Below are 18,152 nucleotides of genomic sequence, written 5' to 3' on the forward strand. Positions count from 1 at the left end.
CATGACCGAATCTTTTGCAGCCCTCTTTGAAGAAAGCGAATTAAACCTCAACGTTGAAAAGGGTGCAGTCATCCAAGGCGTTGTAGTAAGCATCGACTCTGATTGGGTAACAGTTGACACTGGCCTTAAATCAGAAGGTATTGTTGACCGCGCTGAATTCTTAAACGACCAACGTGAACTTGAAGTTCAAGTTGGTGATACTGTTGACGTTGTTGTTGAAGCTCTTGACAACGGTATGGGTCAAACAGTTTTATCACGTGAAAAAGCAAAACGTGCTGAAACTTGGACTAAACTTGAAAAAATCTTTGAAGACGGCGAAATCGTTACTGGTGTTATCTCTGGTAAAGTTAAAGGCGGTTTCACTGTTGACATCGGTCCAGTACGTGCGTTCTTACCAGGTTCTTTGGTAGACACTCGTCCTATCCGTGACACGACTCACCTTGAAGGTAAAGAGTTAGAATTCAAAGTAATCAAACTTGATGCTAAACGTAACAACGTTGTTGTATCTCGTCGTGCTGTTATGGAAGCTGAATCTTCAGCTGACCGTGAAGCTCTTCTTGCTCAGCTTGAAGAAGGTCAAACAGTTACAGGTACGATCAAGAACCTTACTGATTACGGCGCATTCGTTGACCTTGGCGGTATCGATGGTCTTCTTCACATCACTGACATGGCTTGGAAACGTATCAAGCACCCTTCAGAAGTTGTTGAAGTTGGTCAAGAAGTTACTGTTAAAGTACTTAAATTTGACCGCGAACGTAACCGCGTATCTTTAGGCCTTAAGCAATTAGGCGAAGATCCATGGTTAGCGATCATGAACCGTTACCCTAAAGGTTCAATCGTTAAAGCGCGCGTAACTAACCTTACTGATTATGGTTGTTTCGCTGAAATCGCTGAAGGCGTTGAAGGTTTAGTACACGTTTCAGAAATGGATCACACTAACAAAAACATCCACCCATCTAAAGTTGTTCAGATTGGTGATGAAGTTGATGTTATGGTTCTTGAAGTTGATGAAGAACGTCGTCGTATTTCTCTTGGTATCAAACAAACTCGTGCTAACCCATGGGAAGAGTTTGCTAAAGACCATGACAAAGGCGAAAAAGTTTCAGGTACGATCAAATCAATCACTGATTTCGGTATCTTCATCGGTTTACCAGGTGGTATCGACGGTCTAGTTCACTTGTCTGATATTTCTTGGAACGAACAAGGCGAAGAAGCTATCCGTCGTTACAAGAAAGGTGACACTGTTGAAGCGGTTATCTTGTCTGTAGACGCTGAAGGCAACCGTATCAGCCTTGGCATCAAACAAATGAACAACGATCCGTTCAATGATTTCTTGGCAACTAACGAACGCGGTGCGCTTGTTAAAGGTACTGTAACTGCTGTTGATGCTAAAGGCGCAACTGTTAAGTTAGCTGACGAAGTTGAAGCTTCTCTTAAAGCTTCTGAAATCAACCGTGATCGCGTTGAAGATGCAACTAAGTTCTTGGAAGTTGGTCAAGAAGTTGAAGCTAAAATCATCAATGTAGACCGTAAATCTCGCTCTATCAACTTGTCTATCAAAGCGAAAGACGAAGCTGAAGAGAAAGAAGCTGTTGCAAACTTAAAAACTGCAACAACTGGTCAAGACAATGGTCCTAAGACTATTGGTGATTTGATCAAAGCTCAAATGAATCACTAATAAGTAGATGTTGAAATGTATTGTTAATGTAAATTAACCAATACTTTTTACACAAATACTGTAAACGGTAGCGTAGTATTAACTTATTACGCTACCGTTTTGTATTTAAACAGGTTATTATCGGATTATCTACAAAGTAGCTTGATAATTAAAGAGGTCAAAAATGACTACGGAAGCACTTAATAAGTCTGACTTAATAGAGCGAATTTCCCTTAAAAACCCACACTTAGCAGAGCCTTTAGTCGAAGAAGCTGTTAAAATTATGATTGATCAAATGATAGCCGCATTATCATCTGATAATCGTATTGAAATTCGTGGTTTTGGCAGTTTCGCTTTACATCACCGTGATCCACGTGTGGGGCGTAATCCTAAAACAGGTAAGTCTGTTGAAGTGGCTGCAAAAGCAGTTCCACATTTCAAACCTGGTAAGGCGTTACGCGATGCAGTAAACGAATCTGCAGAGTAATAAAAAATTCCAGAAGGGGTATTTATGCGTTACGTATTAGTCGCTTTGTTAATTGTACTATTTGGCTATTCATTGGCTTTGGTCTTGCAAAATGGTACTGAGTTAACGGTAGACCTATTATTTACCCAAGTTCCTGCTATGCGTTTAGGTCTATTGTTGTTATTAACATTGGCTTTGGGTGTGGTGTTGGGTTTGTTGTTAGGTGTGCAGGTTTTCCGAGTATTTCAGAATAGTTGGGAAATTAAGCGACTTCGTAAAGATATTGAACACCTCCGAAAAGAGCAAATTCAAGCTGCTCAGTTGGCTGCTGCTGAAGCTGCTGCACATACTCGACATGAAAAAACAGTGTTAGATATCAATCCTAACGATCGTTCATCTAATTCATTGTAAGTCGAATCATTTAGCTTCTGGTTGGTGTTTCTATACTGGCGTTGAACTAAAGTGTGTGCAAATAAAAAACTTATAACACTCCAAAGTATTTGTTTGGGGTGTTTTTTTATGGCTGTAACTTATAACGCTTGTATAAAATTTCTTAAAAAGTAAGGCACTTATTTTACCAATTTTGCTTAATGCAATTTTTTCAACTATCAGCGTGCAGGGATATTCTTTATAATGAGCTTTCTTTTTGTCAAAATGAAGGGTAAGTCTCTTGAGTATCATTGTTGCATTAGATGCTAAAAGCCAATATGACGCACTTACAATTGCAGAGCAGTTAGATCCTGCATTATGTCGAGTAAAAGTTGGTAAAGAGTTATTTACCCATGAAGGCCCCAGTGTTGTTAAGGCATTACACGACAAAGGCTTTGAAGTTTTCCTTGATTTAAAATTTCACGATATTCCAAATACGACCGCACAAGCAGTTTGTGCAGCAGCAGATTTAGGGGTATGGATGGTAAATGTTCATGCATCTGGTGGTCGTAAGATGATGGAAACTTGTGTCCAGCGCTTAAAAGCAGGCAATTACAGCACGCAATTAATTGCAGTGACTGTGTTGACGTCAATGGGGCGTGAAGACCTCAAAGACTTGGGGTTGGATATCGAACCATTTGAACAAGTGAAGCGTCTTGCTAAATTAACTCAAGAGAGTGGTTTGGATGGCGTGGTGTGTTCTGCTCAAGAAGCAAAAATGCTGCGTGAGACATTAGGACAAAATTTTGCTTTGGTGACACCTGGTATTCGTCCTGTAGGTTCAAGTGCAGATGATCAAAAGCGTATTGTGACACCGAAGCAAGCGATGATAGATGGTTCAACTCATTTGGTGATTGGTCGTCCAATTACACAATCGGAAAATATGCGTCAAACATTGAAAGATATTTTAGCATCGTTATAAAATCCCTCCCTTGCGAAACAATGTTTCTCCCCCGTTATAAAGGGTGACTTGCCTCCCTTTATAACGGGGGAGGTCAGGAGGAGTTTATATAGCAGCCAATATACTCACGACAATTGGTGCAAGTACAGATAAAACAAAGCCGCTGACCATCGCATGTGGAATAAATTCATTGCCACAGGCTTGTTTAACCATGGGTAGGGTGACATCCATTGCTGTTGCCGCGGCAGATGAAATGGCAGAGCGTGGGTAGCGCCAACCAATGCTATACATTAAAAGAATGGCAATAATTTCTCTAAATAAGTCATTCATCAGGGCGATGCTACCCAGTTCGGCATTTTTTAGTTCAGTCACAACAATGCCTGTCATGGAATAAAAGCCATAACCTTGCGACAGCATAATTAAATCTTTGAGGCTAATATCTTTGATGATTGTTGCCGTAAATAATGCACCAGCGAGTGATCCGATAATACAGCCTATAGGAACCAGCATAATTTTCCAATTAAGCCATGAGCGGTCTAGTGGTGAATAAGCTAAATCTAAGCCAATTAAAAACATAAAAATAAGCAGTAAATTCCATGTGCTGACATGCAATGTATAGTCAAAATGATTAAACAGCTCGGCAAGTCCATAGCCCAATGCGAGTGCAATAAAAGCATAGCTAATATTGATGAGTGATTTGACCAGAAGTTCTGCGGAAACTTTGCCTTGCATCGGTTGGTAGCCAATACTTTTAAACAGAAGGTAGCAACAGAAAAAGGCACCGACGGATGTTGCAATCGAGAGTGTGAGTGCATTGGATAAAATTTGTAGTGGGCTGCTCATGTTATGCAATGTTTGAGAGAATTCAATTGCAATCGTAATCAGCAAAATATAAGTAAAATACGGCAGAATTTTAAATGCTAAGCTTTCTAGCCAATGAGGGAGTTTACGTGCAAGAATGAACCCAAAGCATAAACAGATAAGAAGTTGAATAATCAACCAAAGCGATTGCATACAAAACGTCAGCAGGTGAAAAGACACCTGCTTATTATGACGATTAAGTGATTAGGCTGCACGACTTCCAGAGGTTTTATTTAGCAAACGGTAATCTGCGGGATTAAGTTTTTTAGTTCTTAGCCAATATTTCCATGTGTATGTTGGCCACAGTGCAAAGTTTTTCCCGCCATCTTGTTGATACCAACTGACACAGCCAGATTGCCAAACAGTTCCATTGAGTAGTGTTTGTATATCTTGATTAAATTGCGCTTGTACTTGGTCTTTCACCACAATTGCATGGCTATGGCTTTGTTTGACCAGTTGAATCATCTGTAAAATATAGTTGACCTGAGCTTCAATCATAAAGATGACAGAGTTATGTGCTAGTACGGTATTCGGGCCTAATAACTGGAAAAAATTTGGGAAACCTTTGGTGCAAATGCCATAAAAGCTTTCTGCACCATCGTGCCAAGCATCACGTAGATCCAGCCCATTTTCGCCAAGACATTGAAATGATTTCAAGTAAATGCGCGGATCGGTAATAAAGCCCGTCCCATAAATTAAGCAGTCAATCGTGCGTTCTTTGCCATCTTTGGTAATGATGCTGTTGCTGGTTAATTCTTGAATGCCGTCGGTAATCAGTTCAACATTGCTACGATTAAAGGTCGGAAAATATTTGTTGGAAATTAGAATGCGTTTGCATCCCATAATGTAATTCGGGATCAGTTTGTTGGCGATATTTTTATCTTTGACTTGGTACTTAATATAAGCTTCAGCTAATTTTTGCGCATATTTCATCACGGTTGGCTTAACAATCGGCACAACACGAGATTCATTTGACCAATATAAACGTGCGCGGTGAATTTTTCGCAACCAATCATATTTGGCAAAGAGTTTCTTTTCTATATTTTTATAAGTTCGTTCATCGCGTGGAATCACCCAAGCTGGGGTGCGTTGCATCACATACAGTTGTTTAACTTGTTCTGCAATTTCTGGAATGTATTGAATGGCACTGCCACCAGTCCCAATTGATGCAACAGATTTGTTATTGAGGTCATATTGATGATCCCATTGCGATGAATGGAAAACTTTGCCCTGAAATTTTTCAATGCCTTTGATATGTGGAATTTGCGGCACATGTAACGGACCAGATGCAAAAATAACAAATTGTGCGATGAGGGTTGCGTCATTATTTAAAGTAAGTGTCCAATCACAACGTTGTTCATTGTATTCGGCAGCGATAACTTCACTGTTCAATTGACAATATTTTTTTAAATCATAAGTACTGATTAAGCTTTGTATATATGCAAAAATTTCAGGTGCTTCGGCATAGCGCTTTGACCAATCACTTTTAGGTGCAAAAGAAAGTGAATACATATGGGATTGCACATCACATGCAGCACCTGGGTATTGGTTTTCACGCCATGTCCCACCGATATCACTGGCTTTTTCTAAAATAACAAAATTTTGAATGTTATTTTGCAATAAACGAATTGCCATGGCTAAGCCACCAAAACCTGCACCAATAATTGCAATTTGAGTTTGCTGTGCTGTTTGCTTTATTTGAGTTGTATTGCGCATTATTTTATTTGCCTTGTACATTTTTATTTTTTATAGCTTAAATGAATAACAGAACAAGTAACATGATAAGCATGACAAAAAAATTGATAGATTCGGCAATTTGCAAGCATGAAATTTTATAGTAAAAAATGTCATATTACTTTAATCAGAAAATGCTATGAAACGGTCAGTTCTCGGCTTGATGTATTTAATTCAAGGCATGCGTAAAGCTGGAGTCGAGGTTGATCAAAAACTTCAAAGTATTGGTTTGCGCGCTGATGCCTTAGATCCAAGTTCAATTATTCATCCTTGCTTGGAGTGGAATGTATTAAGTGTGATTGGGCAAGATGTCGCGCCTGAAACGGGTTTATTTATTGGACAACATTATGCACTTGCAGGCTATGGTCCTTTGCTCATGTTATTGGTGACCAGTAAAGATATGCGTACAGCTTTAGAGCTGGGAGTTCAATATCAAGCACTTACCCATTTAACAGGGGTATTAAGTTTGAAATATACAGCGCACAAAGTTGCACTGTGTTATGAACCACAAGATTTAAACAGTGATTTGGGGTTGCTGCGCGCGCAATGTGAAATTTCAGGAACTTATAAATTTATTCAAGATCTTTATAAAATGATGGGGTTGGACATTCCTCAAATCCATATTGAATTGCCATTTGTACAATCAGAAAATCGGCAGTGCTTAGACATTTATCATGATTACTATGGTTCAGAGTTGCAGTTTGGATCGGAGAGTGCAGAATTTTGGTTTGATGCTGCGGTACTGAATGTACAAATTCCATCGGCAGATAAAATGACTTTTATGATTTATGAAAGAAAATGCGTTGCCGAATTGGAGCGCCTAAGCATGGATGAACATGTTCCTTCATTGGTACAACGGGTGCAAGATTATTTGGAATTACAGCAAGGTGTAATGCCTACGATGGCAGAAACAGCGCAAGCCTTACAAATTCCAGAGCGAACTTTGCGGCATCAATTGCAACAACTGCAAAGTAGCTATAAACAAATACGTGAACAGTTAATTAAAGATAAAGCATTAAGACTTATAGAGTATAAGGAGTATTCCATTGAAATGATTGCCGAGTTGTTGGGGTATTCAGAGCCGGCAGCTTTTAATCATGCTTTTAAACGGTGGTTTGGATACAGTCCACGTCAGTACTCTAAATAGCCTAAGTTTATTAATCCCAAAGTGCTATATATTCCTTCTCAATCTTCGCTATACTTTGCATAGCCTAAAATAGTATTCAATGATATGTCTGATTTAAATTCTAAGCACAGTACAGCCTTTACTCCGTTGTCACCTGCGGAACGTTATGCGCAAGCGATATCTTCTGGTCAGTTCATGCCAGATGATGCGCAGGCGCAAGCTGTTCATGAGTTAGATCGTGTTTGGCAAGAACTGATTCAACGCTTTAAGGCATCGAAAAAAGCCTTTCGTCGTTTCCGTCGTCAAACATCTCCACAAGGTGTATATATGTGGGGCGGTGTGGGGCGTGGTAAAACATGGCTAATGGATCAGTTCTTTGATTCAATTCCTTTTCGCCGCAAAATGCGTATGCATTTTCATCATTTTATGCAGCATGTTCATCGTGAATTAAATAAGTTGTCGGGACAGCGTAATCCACTTGATTTGGTGGCTGACCAAATTTATCAACAAGCAGTGGTGATTTGTTTTGATGAATTTTTTGTTTCAAATGTCACCGATGCCATGATTTTAAGTGAATTATTCCAAAAATTATTTAATCGCGGTGTCACGCTGATTGCGACCTCGAATATTGCTCCAGATGGTTTGTATAAGAATGGTATTCACCGTGACCGCTTTATTCCAACCATTGAAATGGTGAAAAAGAACTGTGCGATATTAAATGTCGATGCGGGGGTGGATTATCGTTTACGTGTACTCAAACAAGCTCAATTGTTTAAAAACCCATTGACGCATGATCATAAAAATTGGATCGCACAGCGTTTTAGTGCATTGACCCAAACGCAAATCATTTCTCAAGAGCCAATTATTATTAATAATCGTATCGTTGAAACGATAGGCCATACTGAAGATGTTTTATGGTGTGAATTTTCAGAATTATGTTTTAAACCACGTAGTCCCGCGGACTTTATTGAAATTGCCAATATTTACAATACGGTATTGGTGAGTAATGTTCCGCATTTGACAGATCACTTGTCGGAAGGGACGCGTCGTTTTATTTATTTGGTCGACGAGTTTTATGATCGTGGTGTAAAACTGTTACTCACCTCTGAAGATTCAATTATCGATATCTATCAAGGTGAAAAATTAGCCTTTGAAATTGAACGCACGCGTTCACGTTTACTTGAAATGCAATCCGACGATTACTTGAATGCTGCACATAAACAAATTCAGAAAAGAGAGTCGGAAGTTAATTAAATAGCAAGCGCCAGAAATGGCGCTTTTTTTATAACTAGAAAATATCTGTTTTGTCGAAATTTAAGACTGGTTTTTGTTCAACCTTTGCTCTATAACTATAGTAATGTTGAATTTAAGCGCTATTTTTCTTTATAAGTCTGCACTTAAGTCTAATGTTGACATTTTAAAAACTTTATACACTATAAAAAGGTATTTAAGCTGATGATAATATCGCCTTTGTGATCTGTGTTTTATTTAATAATGGATTCCTTTATTCTATAAAAAATGATCACTATTTAGGAATGTGATAGTACTATTCAGCTAGATTTAAATCGGTATACTAGAATCTCTTGTTATAAAAAGTAGCAATATCAGGAAAGACAATGACTGCACGTATTCAAAAAGGCAAGTTAGCGATTGCTAAAGAACTTTACGATTTCATCGAAAATGAAGCATTACCAGGTTCTGGTTTAGATAGCGAAACATACTGGAAAAACTTCGAGCAAGTCGTTGTTGATCTTAGTCCTAAGAATAAAGCGCTTCTTGCTAAGCGTGATGATATTCAGGCTAAAATTGATGAATGGCACCGCAACAACAAATTTGAATTAGAAGCTTACAAAGCTTTCCTTACAGAAATTGGCTACTTATTACCAGAAGTAGAAGATTTCCAGATCAGCACAGAAAATGTCGACGAAGAAATCGCATTATTGGCTGGCCCACAACTTGTCGTACCTGTACGTAATGCACGTTACTGCTTGAATGCAGCAAATGCGCGTTGGGGTTCTTTATATGATGCACTTTACGGTTTCGACGTCATCTCTGAAGAAGCTGGTGCAGAAAAAGGTAAGGGCTATAACCCAGTACGTGGTGAAAAAGTTATCGCATTTGCGAAAAACTTCTTAAATGAAAATTTCCCACTTGCAGCAGGTTCGCATGCTGATGCAACGCAATATGCTGTAGATCACAATAAACTTGTTGTGACCTTAAAAGATGGCACTCAAACAACGGTCGCACATGAAGCACAATTTGTAGGTTATAACGGTGAAGCTGCTGCACCTACAGAAATCGTATTCAAAAATAATGGCTTGCATGTCATTATCGAAATTGATGCAACCAGTCCGATTGGTAAAACAGATGCGGCAGGCGTTAAAGATTTAGTGCTTGAAGCTGCTGTAACGACAATTCAGGATTTAGAAGACTCAATTGCAGCTGTTGATGCTGAAGAAAAAGTTGAAGGCTACCGTAACTGGTTAGGCCTCATGAAAGGTACTTTAGAAGAATCAATCGAGAAAAATGGTAAAACTGTTACTCGTAGTTTGAATAAAGACCGTACGCATAAAAACTTAATTGGCGGTGAAACCATTATTCATGGTCGTTCATTGATGCTTCTTCGTAACGTGGGTCACTTGATGACAAATCCAGCCATCCTTGTGGATGGCGCGGAAATTTATGAAGGCATCATGGATGCATTGGTTACACCTTTATTGTCTTTTGCAGACATTAAAGGTGAAAACGAAATCAAGAACTCGCGTAAAGGTTCTATGTATATCGTTAAACCAAAAATGCATGGTCCTGAAGAAGTTGCTTTTGCTGTAGAGCTTTTTGAACGTGCTGAACAATTATTAGGTTTACCAGCTAAAACGCTTAAAATCGGTATTATGGATGAAGAGCGTCGTACTTCTGTAAACTTGAAAAACTGTATCGCTCAAGCAAAAGATCGTACGATTTTCATCAACACGGGCTTCATGGACCGTACAGGTGATGAAATTCATACCTTTATGGAAGCAGGTCCATTCGTTCGTAAGGGTGAAGTAAAAGCGCAAATTTGGTTCCCTGCATATGAAAACCGTAACGTAATGGTTGGCTTGAAAGCAGGCTTACGCGGTAAAGCGCAAATTGGTAAAGGCATGTGGCCTAAACCAGATATGTTGCTTGATATGTACAAAACTAAAACTGAACATCCAGATGCTGGTGCAAGCTGCGCATGGGTTCCATCACCAGCAGGTGCGGTAATTCACGCGATTCATTATCACCAAATTAATGTTGCAAGCCGTCAAAAAGAATTATTGGCGACTGAAGCATTACCTTTAGATGATTTGTTAACTCCGCCTTTAGCGAAAGACACCAATTGGTCTGAAGAAGAAAAAACCAAAGAACTTGAAAATAACTGTCAAGGTATCTTAGGTTATGTGGTTCGTTGGGTTGATTTGGGTGTAGGTTGTTCTAAAGTTTTAGACATCAACAACGTAGGTTTGATGGAAGACCGTGCGACGTTGCGTATTTCATCTCAGCACGTTGCTAACTGGTTGCGTCACAGTATTGTGACACGTGCACAAGTTGAAGAAGTGATGAAACGTATGGCTACTATTGTGGATCAGCAAAATGCAAATGATCCAGAATATACTGCTATGGGTCCAAACTTTGATGGTATTGCATTCCAAGCAGCGTCTGATTTGATCTTTAAAGGTGGCGAACAGCCTTCTGGTTATACAGAGCCGTTGTTGCATGCTGCACGCTTAAAACTAAAAGGTTATACAGGGGACTAAGTTTCCACTGTAAATAAAAAAAGCCTCTTCGGAGGCTTTTTTTATTGCTGCATGTCAAGAAGCTATATCTAAAGATCGTCGTACTAATTTATATCGGGTTTTTAAAATATAAGTGAAATTGTCCGATCAGTGAGTATGATTATGATGGGACGATTGATCATTCCAGAATGAAAAAATTATGAGTCTGCTCATGTGATGCTCAATGATCGTTCTTTCTCATGAATGTTTAGAGGATACGGGTTAAGTTGGAAATATTTAGATATTCAATTCCTTATAGAAATATTCCCAGAGGTAGCGTTTGAATGTTTACATTGACCTAAAGCAAAAATTAAAAGAATTCATCCTTAACTGAATTCTTTTAATTGAATTAGGTTTTGTTTAATGCGCTAAGTTTTTAAAAATATGCTTAAGGCTTTCCATCATTTTTTCAATTTGTAAGGGGGTTAAACCTTCAAAAGATTGTTCCAAAACGACATTGGTTAGATCATTAATCTTTTGAGTCATTTGTAGCCCTTTATCCGTTAAAACAACCCGAGTAATTCGAGCATCGTCTTCACATGAATATGTTTCAGCTAAGCCTTCATCCTTTAGGCGATAAACAATTTTTGTTGTTGTTGACATCTTAGAGACAACCATTTCAGATAAATCTGAAACGCTGGCATGAGGCTTTGACTTTAAGGCAAGCAAGATACGACGGCGTGAATTGTCTAAACCATATTTTTTCAAGGCATGGTCTACGTTTTGTACATATTGAGCATGTACTTGAGTAACCCAATAGTATGGAAAATTTTCTAAGGTAAAATCTTCCGCCAAAGGTAAAAATTTACTGTATTTTTTAGTCATGAATGGACTCCCCTGTAAGCTTTGTAATTGTAATTCGTTAACGCACGCATTTTATTATAAAGTTAATTTGCTGCGCAGAATATACTAAATTTTTTTAGAGCTAATCAATCTATATATTAAGTTTTTTATAATGTAATAAAGAAACTTATCTAAGAAATTTTCTTTATTATAAACAATTAAAAATTAAGCATGCTCGCTGAGCAGAGGCATGGTGTAGCTGTCTTTATCTTGATGAAAGACCACAATACTTTGGGCAAACTTAAGTACTTCTTCTTGAATTTCATAATTTTGATAAGAATCTGAAGATAACATTGCCATAGGAGTGCCGTATTGTAAAATGACAGGTAAGAGTATTTTAAAATTTTGCTCATGATGCGTGATTCCGATCTTAACTTGATGCTGATAAAACGATCAATCCAGATGAAGATATGCACCTTCATAGCGTGTATTCGCAATCGTTTTCGATGTTTTTTGAAGGTTAATGCTTTTTCATTGGTCGTAGCGAATAATCCTGTAAATTTTTTTGATTGGATTAGAAATGTACACATCTAAGTTTCGCGAATAGATTATTTCATTAATTAATCTTGGCTATGTTTCATTCTAGTGAAAAAAATAGATTTAGGAATTGATTTTTTTAACAAAAAGTTTCTGATATTTTTGTCACAAGTTGAATAAATTGATGTATTTATTAAATAAATATTAATATAATTTTCATAAACAATAACTTATGCCGAGGCTTTTTTATTTTTCATTATATTTTTCAAATATGACTGTATAGTTTGTTTCTGAAAAAACAAACTATTGGATGAATAGCTGATGTCAATTACAGAAAGAAGTATGAAATTTATACAATTTTAATATTTAGTGGCTAAAAATACAAAAATCTAATTACAAATTTTATAGATTGTGCATAATAAATTTATCTATTGTTGAACAGGTTACATATATGGATCCGTCGCCGTGCAGGTCTACGTTTAGTTTTTGCCAAATTCATAAAATCGGAGATATAAACTAATGGAGTTTTTATTAGATCCGGGAATTTGGATTGGGTTACTTACCCTTATTGTTTTAGAAATTGTTTTAGGTATTGATAACCTCGTCTTTATTGCTATTTTGGCTGACAAGCTTCCTCCTGAACAACGTGACAAAGCCCGTATAGTCGGTCTTTCTCTTGCGTTAGTAATGCGCTTGGGTTTATTGTTTGCTATCTCTTGGTTAGTCACCTTGACTAAACCGTTTATTACCGTCTTTGACTGGACTTTCTCAGGTCGAGATCTCATTCTTTTATTTGGTGGTTTATTCCTGCTTTATAAAGCAGTAAGCGAATTGCACGAAAGAATGGAAGGACAATCTGAAGTTAAAGTTACAACGAATGTTGTTTATGCAAGTTTTACCGCAGTTGTAGCACAAATTGTAGTACTGGATGCCGTATTCTCTTTAGATTCGGTCATTACCGCAATTGGTATGGTCGACAATATCTATGTGATGATGGCTGCAATGATTGTTGCCATGGCTGTGATGCTACTTGCTTCGAAACCATTAACTGATTTTGTAAATCGTCATCCGACGGTCATTATTCTATGTTTAAGCTTCTTACTCTTAATTGGTATTAGTTTAATTGCCGAAGGTTTTGGTTTCCATATTCCAAAAGGCTATATCTATTCGGGTATTGGCGTTGCAATTGTGATTGAAGCTTTCAATCAGTTTACCCAACGTAATGCTACAAAGCATGAATCAAAAATTCCATTGCGCCATCGTACCGCAGATTCCATCTTTAAATTGATGGGCGGAAAAATGGAAACGGTCACAGATAGTGCTCAACACGCTGAAGCGCAAGAAGCATTTGCTGATGAAGAGCGTTATATGATTGGCGGGGTATTAACCTTAGCCGAAAGATCAGTAGCCTCGATCATGACACCAAGAAGCCAAATTTCGTGGGTGAATATTGATGATGCCCCTGAACGGATTCGTGAACAAGTCTTATCAGTACCACATAGCTTATTTCCAGTTTGTCGCGGCAGTTTGGATAAAGTCTTAAGTGTTGTGCGTGCAAAAGAATTGCTTGATGTTTTGGATGATGAGGAACAACTTAAAGCACTCATCAAACGTCATCGCCCGATTTATATTTTTGAAAAAATGAAAGTGATTGATGCCATTAATACCTTGCGTACCTCAAAAGGTTCATTGGTTTTGGTCAGTGACGAGTTTGGTAATGTACAAGGTTTAATTTCTCCACTGGATGTTTTTGAAGCTATTGCTGGTGAGTTTCCTGATGCAGATGAACAGCTTGATTTAGTCAAAATTGATGAGCATACATGGAAAGCATCTGGCATGTTGGATGTCTATCAACTTGAATTAGAGTTGGGCATGATTGATTTGGTTGATGAAGATGCTGGTTATATCAGTGTTGCGGGTTTAATTTTAGATAAAACCCATGGTGAAGTTGTGTTGGGTACTCAGTTGGAGTATCACGGCGTTCACTTTGAGGTGACTGAATTAGACGAAAACCGAATTAAATCTGTTTTAATTACGTATCGCTAGAGCATACCTATAACGGTATTTGATATCTTTGTTGTCGTAATTTTTTGAATTAATTTGAAAAACCCAATGGGCACGTGCTGTTGGGTTTTTTATCCTGTGTCATTTTTCTTTTAAGCTGTAAATTTGATGAGATGGCGGGGAAGGTAATTGGTTTTATGTGCTATTAAAATCCCTATTTTTTGTGATGTTAAAATAAGTAAAATGAGTAATACTGATTATATAAGAATAAAAGATGAGTCACGCTCATGTTCATTACAGAAACGGTTACAGATTTTTCAAAGCTTGCATCTGGACAAAAAAAACATTTTTTTAAAAAGATATGGGCCTTTGATCAGCACATTTTCCCTAACTCTACGGTAAAAGAAATTTATAATTTTGTGCATGATGTCGATGCAGTTTCAGTCCAAGTTATTCATTATTATCATGAAGGAAAATTAATTGGACAAAATGTTCTGCCAATTATCAAACTTTTTTTAGATGGAAAACCAATTTTTGTTTTGAGTTCTCGAGCAGGTATTTTACCTGATTACCGAAGCGGAAATCGAACACTCAATAGTGCTATTCGTGTGGTACTTAATCATCAAATCCGCCATTTGACTATCCCATTATGGTTTGTAACTACAGTAATACAGCCTAAAGTGTATACACTTTTTGCTTCACGATCACAGCGTTTCTTTCCACGTGCAGGAAGGCAAATTCCTCAAGATTATTTACAGGTTTTAAATATTTTTCAGCAACGTAAACATGAAGTGCAAAAACGTCGAGAAGATATTTTTGTTCACCCAATTGTGCGGCCTAAAGTAAGCTTAGACCAATTGCGGTGTTTGAGAAATAAAGCGACTACGCATATCAATTTTTTCATGCAACATGTCCCTGATTATTTTGATGGTATGGGCTTGATGTGCGTCTGTAAATTAGATTTAAAAACGATTTTTGAGATGATGTTTAATTTATCTTTTAATCGATACGTGTATTAGAGAACTTGACCTTTTTTAGAAGTAGAGGTCAAGTTCTTTAATTTAAATTAAAGCATCTACTAGAGTTTAAGAATTTTGATATCTGCATATTGTTGAATTAAATCTGGATTTAAATAGTGGATATAATCCATGAATGCCACATTAAAATGCCCCAACATTTGGGTTTGTTCAAATGCTAATTTCCCTGCAATGGCAAAATGCGTGTGCGCAGCTAGGGTGGCAATGGTCGGTGTTGCTACGGCACAATAAGCGGCAATTAAAGCACCCAATGCACAGCCTGTTGCTGTGACTTTAGGTTGTAAATAACTTCCACCATTGACTTGAATGACTGCATCGAACTCTTTGGTTAAAATAAAATCAGACTCACCTGAAATAGCAATACATTCGGCATGTTCTAACAGTAGTTTAGCTTGGCTATACACATCTGCACTGTTTAAAGTGCTATCGACACCTTTAGATTCAACTTGATTGCCTGCAAGCGTACTAATTTCTGAAGCATTACCACGAATGACAGTCGGGTTATAGTGTAGTAATTCATCCACCATATCTGAGCGCCATTTTAGAATAGTGCCATAGCCCACAGGATCGAGTACCCAAGGTGTGTGGGTGCGCTGCGCCGTTTGTGCAGAAATTTGCATGGCTTGCATTTGTTCGTTGGTTGGCGTACCCAAATTAATGCTGAGTGCTGCGGCAATGGTGGTAAAACTTTCGGCTTCAAATGGATTATCAATCATGGCAGGAGAAGCACCAGCTGCGAGTAAAACATTGGCTGCATAGTTGGCTGCAACACTATTGGTAATACATTGCACCAGCGGCTGCTGAGTTTGCAGCTGTGTCCATGCTTCAACAATATGCTCGATTAATGTTGAAGTTTGATCCATCGGATTATTCCTTAAGTTATACAGGGTGTGATTAGAGAAACTAGACATATTTATCACCATTTATTGGGTGAAATAATGGTCTTGGTGCTTACAGGTACGACAGCATAAGGTCACATAATTTTCTGCATCGTAATCCACAGTAAGCTCATTTGAACCACAATACATACAGCGTTTTTGTGAATAAAAACTTAAACGAGGTTCAATTTTTTTCCATGAATGTCGAATGGGTTGGAAAAAAATATGTTCATCGTAGCCTAAAAAGCGAAAAAACAGGATTTCGCTCATTTTACTAAAAGGGATATTATATGGGCGTGGTAGGGTGGATGTTTCCCATTTTTCAGTCACAGCACGTTCACGATATTGTTGTAAAGTTTTCTTTAATAAATTGGTATTAATAAAGTTTTCATTACGTGCTTTGAGCGCTTTTTGTTGGTTTAAGTATTCCAGTGCTGTTTGCACCAGAAAATAAATTTGCCCGACCGCCAACGAATCCATCAAGCGATAACAAAAAGTCTGAAAAGCATTATTTCCTGCAATTTGTACGCCCCACGTTCGGCAATAAAACTGGGCAAACTGAATAATTTCTTGATACAGTACCAAATAGAGTGCATTTTTGACTTCATCTGCATTTTTAAACGGCACTCCCATGGTTAAATTTTCATAAAACCAATTTCGTAGTTGCTGGGTAATACTAAATAAACTGGGTTCAGAATAGCCATCTAAGCGTACATTGACATAATAATGATGTGCCTCAGACGCAAAATCTTTAGCGATTAAGATTTGATCTTTAACCAATTGTTTAATCAAATAATTTTGAAATAAATAATTGGGGGTAATGGAATGGTATTTAATGCTTTCCCAGTCAATATATTCATGATGTGTGGTATGTTCTTGAACTTGGTTGTCCAAAATACTCAATAAAAATAATTTATTGAGAAAACTGATTTGATCCAGCCTGTATTCAATCTGATCTTTGTTTTTATCTTTAGATTTAATTTTACGTTGCTCTTGCAGTCGTGTTTCCGTGAGCATTCTTTTTCGATTGGCTAAGCATTTGTCACAATGACAGTTATTGCGTTGGTCTTGAAAAACACGATGTTGGCAGTGACTACATTCATGAAAATTAATGGCTTGATCGTATTGTTCTGCTTCAATCCAGAACATAGATGCCTGACATAAAGGGCATGATGTACTTTCATCTAACTGTTTTTGCAGAATCTGAAGAAGCATGGAAAGAGTCAATCACAAGTCTGGTTAATCATGAGATCAATTATACACAGGTCTTTTGTGATGACGTGATGCAATCGTGTTGAATGGATAAAAATGCTTATAGCAAGAGCGGTTCAGTATGATTAAAAATAGCCTAAGTATTTTGAAAATCTCTATCTGGAGATGAAAAATAAATCTTTCCATCTCCAGATAAGGAAAATTTGTGAGATGAGAGCTTTTAAATTCTTGAACTAATAAGAGGCGGGGCAAGGCAATGACTCATCGTCCTCGCCTAATTGCTTTGCATCGATTAAAGCCTTCACTTTTTTAGATGGAAGTCTTTTGCTGCCCAATGTATCGTAGTTGTTCAAAATTGCACAAATATCGGGCGATTGCATCGGAATACCTTCGCAACTCATAAACATCGCAATGACTTTATGATCAATTCCTGCGGCATTGAGTGTTTGCATAGTTTTGATATTTTCCACACGGACAATATGTTCTTTTAGATACATGGGAACACCTCTTTTAGTTCTAACTTAATTTTATAGTGCGCTTTGCACACATGATTACAAGCAAGAAACGTGCTCAAAATGTAGTTATCTTGAAAATAAGTGTCAATTTAAGTGCGATGAGTTGAGATGCATGGTAACAACACGATATGAAATAGCATGGGGTGTTATTTTTATGTGGAATATTGTTTCAGTCATGCTGTATCAGCGCCATTTTTTCGAGTTATGCATGCTAA

At 37.7% G+C, this 18,152-nt stretch carries 16 protein-coding genes; 9 read left to right on the forward strand and 7 right to left on the reverse strand.

The features are described 5' to 3' along the window. Position 1 precedes the first annotated feature (1 nt). The 4 genes from rpsA (at position 2) to pyrF (ending at position 3,474) form a co-directional block, all read left to right on the forward strand. Complete coding sequence (rpsA, locus tag B9T24_RS11040; RefSeq protein WP_004648769.1) at positions 2-1,678, forward strand: 30S ribosomal protein S1; 1,677 nt, start codon at positions 2-4, stop codon at positions 1,676-1,678. A 163-nt stretch (positions 1,679-1,841) separates the two neighbouring features. Further along, positions 1,842-2,144, forward strand: a complete 303-nt coding sequence (locus B9T24_RS11045) for an integration host factor subunit beta (RefSeq protein ID WP_004648770.1) — start codon at positions 1,842-1,844, stop codon at positions 2,142-2,144. A 24-nt stretch (positions 2,145-2,168) separates the two neighbouring features. Next, complete coding sequence (locus B9T24_RS11050) at positions 2,169-2,534, forward strand: lipopolysaccharide assembly protein LapA domain-containing protein (RefSeq protein WP_086165816.1); 366 nt, start codon at positions 2,169-2,171, stop codon at positions 2,532-2,534. A 259-nt stretch (positions 2,535-2,793) separates the two neighbouring features. Further along, a complete protein-coding gene (gene pyrF / locus B9T24_RS11055; RefSeq protein ID WP_086165817.1) occupies positions 2,794-3,474 on the forward strand; it encodes an orotidine-5'-phosphate decarboxylase in 681 nt (226 codons plus the stop codon). An 84-nt stretch (positions 3,475-3,558) separates the two neighbouring features. Here pyrF and B9T24_RS11060 read toward each other — a convergent pair whose 3' ends face one another. Next, positions 3,559-4,467, reverse strand: a complete 909-nt coding sequence (locus B9T24_RS11060) for a lysine exporter LysO family protein (RefSeq protein ID WP_086165818.1) — start codon at positions 4,465-4,467, stop codon at positions 3,559-3,561. 51 nt (positions 4,468-4,518) lie between these two features. Beyond that, positions 4,519-6,030, reverse strand: a complete 1,512-nt coding sequence (locus B9T24_RS11065) for a flavin-containing monooxygenase (protein ID WP_086165819.1) — start codon at positions 6,028-6,030, stop codon at positions 4,519-4,521. A gap of 157 nt (positions 6,031-6,187) precedes the next feature. Here B9T24_RS11065 and B9T24_RS11070 point away from each other — a divergent pair, with 157 nt between their 5' ends. From B9T24_RS11070 to B9T24_RS11080, 3 genes are all read left to right on the forward strand, one after another. Further along, the gene (locus tag B9T24_RS11070; RefSeq protein WP_086165820.1) at positions 6,188-7,195 is read left to right on the forward strand and encodes a helix-turn-helix domain-containing protein; all 1,008 of its coding nucleotides are present in this window, start codon (positions 6,188-6,190) and stop codon (positions 7,193-7,195) included. A gap of 84 nt (positions 7,196-7,279) precedes the next feature. Next, complete coding sequence (zapE, locus tag B9T24_RS11075; protein ID WP_086165821.1) at positions 7,280-8,428, forward strand: cell division protein ZapE; 1,149 nt, start codon at positions 7,280-7,282, stop codon at positions 8,426-8,428. A gap of 362 nt (positions 8,429-8,790) precedes the next feature. Further along, positions 8,791-10,953, forward strand: a complete 2,163-nt coding sequence (locus B9T24_RS11080) for a malate synthase G (RefSeq protein WP_086165822.1) — start codon at positions 8,791-8,793, stop codon at positions 10,951-10,953. Positions 10,954-11,331: 378 nt separating this feature from the next. On the opposite strand, the gene B9T24_RS11085 is transcribed toward B9T24_RS11080, so the two are convergent. After that, positions 11,332-11,796, reverse strand: a complete 465-nt coding sequence (locus B9T24_RS11085; RefSeq protein ID WP_086165823.1) for a MarR family winged helix-turn-helix transcriptional regulator — start codon at positions 11,794-11,796, stop codon at positions 11,332-11,334. Positions 11,797-11,979: 183 nt separating this feature from the next. After that, entirely contained in the window at positions 11,980-12,114 is a 135-nt protein-coding gene (locus tag B9T24_RS17300) for a hypothetical protein (protein WP_265733462.1), read from the reverse strand. A 696-nt stretch (positions 12,115-12,810) separates the two neighbouring features. On the opposite strand from B9T24_RS17300, the gene B9T24_RS11095 reads away from it, so the two are divergent. Further along, positions 12,811-14,337: a TerC family protein gene (locus B9T24_RS11095; RefSeq protein WP_086165824.1), complete on the forward strand. Its 1,527-nt coding sequence runs from the start codon at positions 12,811-12,813 to the stop codon at positions 14,335-14,337. Between the two features lie 245 nt (positions 14,338-14,582). After that, positions 14,583-15,314 (forward strand): hypothetical protein, encoded by a 732-nt coding sequence (locus tag B9T24_RS11100; RefSeq protein ID WP_086165825.1) that lies wholly within the window; start codon positions 14,583-14,585, stop codon positions 15,312-15,314. 59 nt (positions 15,315-15,373) lie between these two features. Here the strand turns inward: B9T24_RS11100 and thiM are convergent, their stop codons facing one another. The 3 genes from thiM to B9T24_RS11115 form a co-directional block, all read right to left on the reverse strand. Further along, positions 15,374-16,195 carry a hydroxyethylthiazole kinase gene (thiM, locus tag B9T24_RS11105; protein ID WP_086165826.1) on the reverse strand — a complete coding sequence of 274 codons (822 nt, stop codon included), beginning with the start codon at positions 16,193-16,195 and terminating at the stop codon, positions 15,374-15,376. 60 nt (positions 16,196-16,255) lie between these two features. Continuing rightward, positions 16,256-17,425, reverse strand: coding sequence for a hypothetical protein (locus B9T24_RS11110; RefSeq protein ID WP_086165827.1), 1,170 nt, complete (start codon positions 17,423-17,425; stop codon positions 16,256-16,258). Between the two features lie 230 nt (positions 17,426-17,655). Continuing rightward, complete coding sequence (locus B9T24_RS11115) at positions 17,656-17,919, reverse strand: hypothetical protein (RefSeq protein ID WP_004648786.1); 264 nt, start codon at positions 17,917-17,919, stop codon at positions 17,656-17,658. Positions 17,920-18,152: the final 233 nt, after the last annotated feature.

The sequence above is a fragment of the Acinetobacter sp. ANC 4654 genome (genome assembly GCF_002135425.1).
Classification (GTDB): Bacteria; Pseudomonadota; Gammaproteobacteria; order Pseudomonadales; family Moraxellaceae; genus Acinetobacter; species Acinetobacter kyonggiensis.

What these genes read in the sequence shown, in the direction of transcription:
- rpsA (WP_004648769.1), top strand. Translation starts at nt 2, where the DNA reads ATGACCGAATCTTTTGCAGCCCTCTTTGAAGAAAGCGAATTAAACCTC.
- B9T24_RS11045 (WP_004648770.1), top strand. Translation starts at nt 1,842, where the DNA reads ATGACTACGGAAGCACTTAATAAGTCTGACTTAATAGAGCGAATTTCC.
- B9T24_RS11050 (WP_086165816.1), top strand. Translation starts at nt 2,169, where the DNA reads ATGCGTTACGTATTAGTCGCTTTGTTAATTGTACTATTTGGCTATTCA.
- B9T24_RS11060 (WP_086165818.1), bottom strand. Translation starts at nt 4,467, where the DNA reads ATGCAATCGCTTTGGTTGATTATTCAACTTCTTATCTGTTTATGCTTT.
- B9T24_RS11065 (WP_086165819.1), bottom strand. Translation starts at nt 6,030, where the DNA reads ATGCGCAATACAACTCAAATAAAGCAAACAGCACAGCAAACTCAAATT.
- B9T24_RS11070 (WP_086165820.1), top strand. Translation starts at nt 6,188, where the DNA reads ATGAAACGGTCAGTTCTCGGCTTGATGTATTTAATTCAAGGCATGCGT.
- zapE (WP_086165821.1), top strand. Translation starts at nt 7,280, where the DNA reads ATGTCTGATTTAAATTCTAAGCACAGTACAGCCTTTACTCCGTTGTCA.
- B9T24_RS11080 (WP_086165822.1), top strand. Translation starts at nt 8,791, where the DNA reads ATGACTGCACGTATTCAAAAAGGCAAGTTAGCGATTGCTAAAGAACTT.
- B9T24_RS11085 (WP_086165823.1), bottom strand. Translation starts at nt 11,796, where the DNA reads ATGACTAAAAAATACAGTAAATTTTTACCTTTGGCGGAAGATTTTACC.
- B9T24_RS17300 (WP_265733462.1), bottom strand. Translation starts at nt 12,114, where the DNA reads ATGGCAATGTTATCTTCAGATTCTTATCAAAATTATGAAATTCAAGAA.
- B9T24_RS11095 (WP_086165824.1), top strand. Translation starts at nt 12,811, where the DNA reads ATGGAGTTTTTATTAGATCCGGGAATTTGGATTGGGTTACTTACCCTT.
- B9T24_RS11100 (WP_086165825.1), top strand. Translation starts at nt 14,583, where the DNA reads ATGTTCATTACAGAAACGGTTACAGATTTTTCAAAGCTTGCATCTGGA.
- thiM (WP_086165826.1), bottom strand. Translation starts at nt 16,195, where the DNA reads ATGGATCAAACTTCAACATTAATCGAGCATATTGTTGAAGCATGGACA.
- B9T24_RS11110 (WP_086165827.1), bottom strand. Translation starts at nt 17,425, where the DNA reads ATGCTTCTTCAGATTCTGCAAAAACAGTTAGATGAAAGTACATCATGC.
- B9T24_RS11115 (WP_004648786.1), bottom strand. Translation starts at nt 17,919, where the DNA reads ATGTATCTAAAAGAACATATTGTCCGTGTGGAAAATATCAAAACTATG.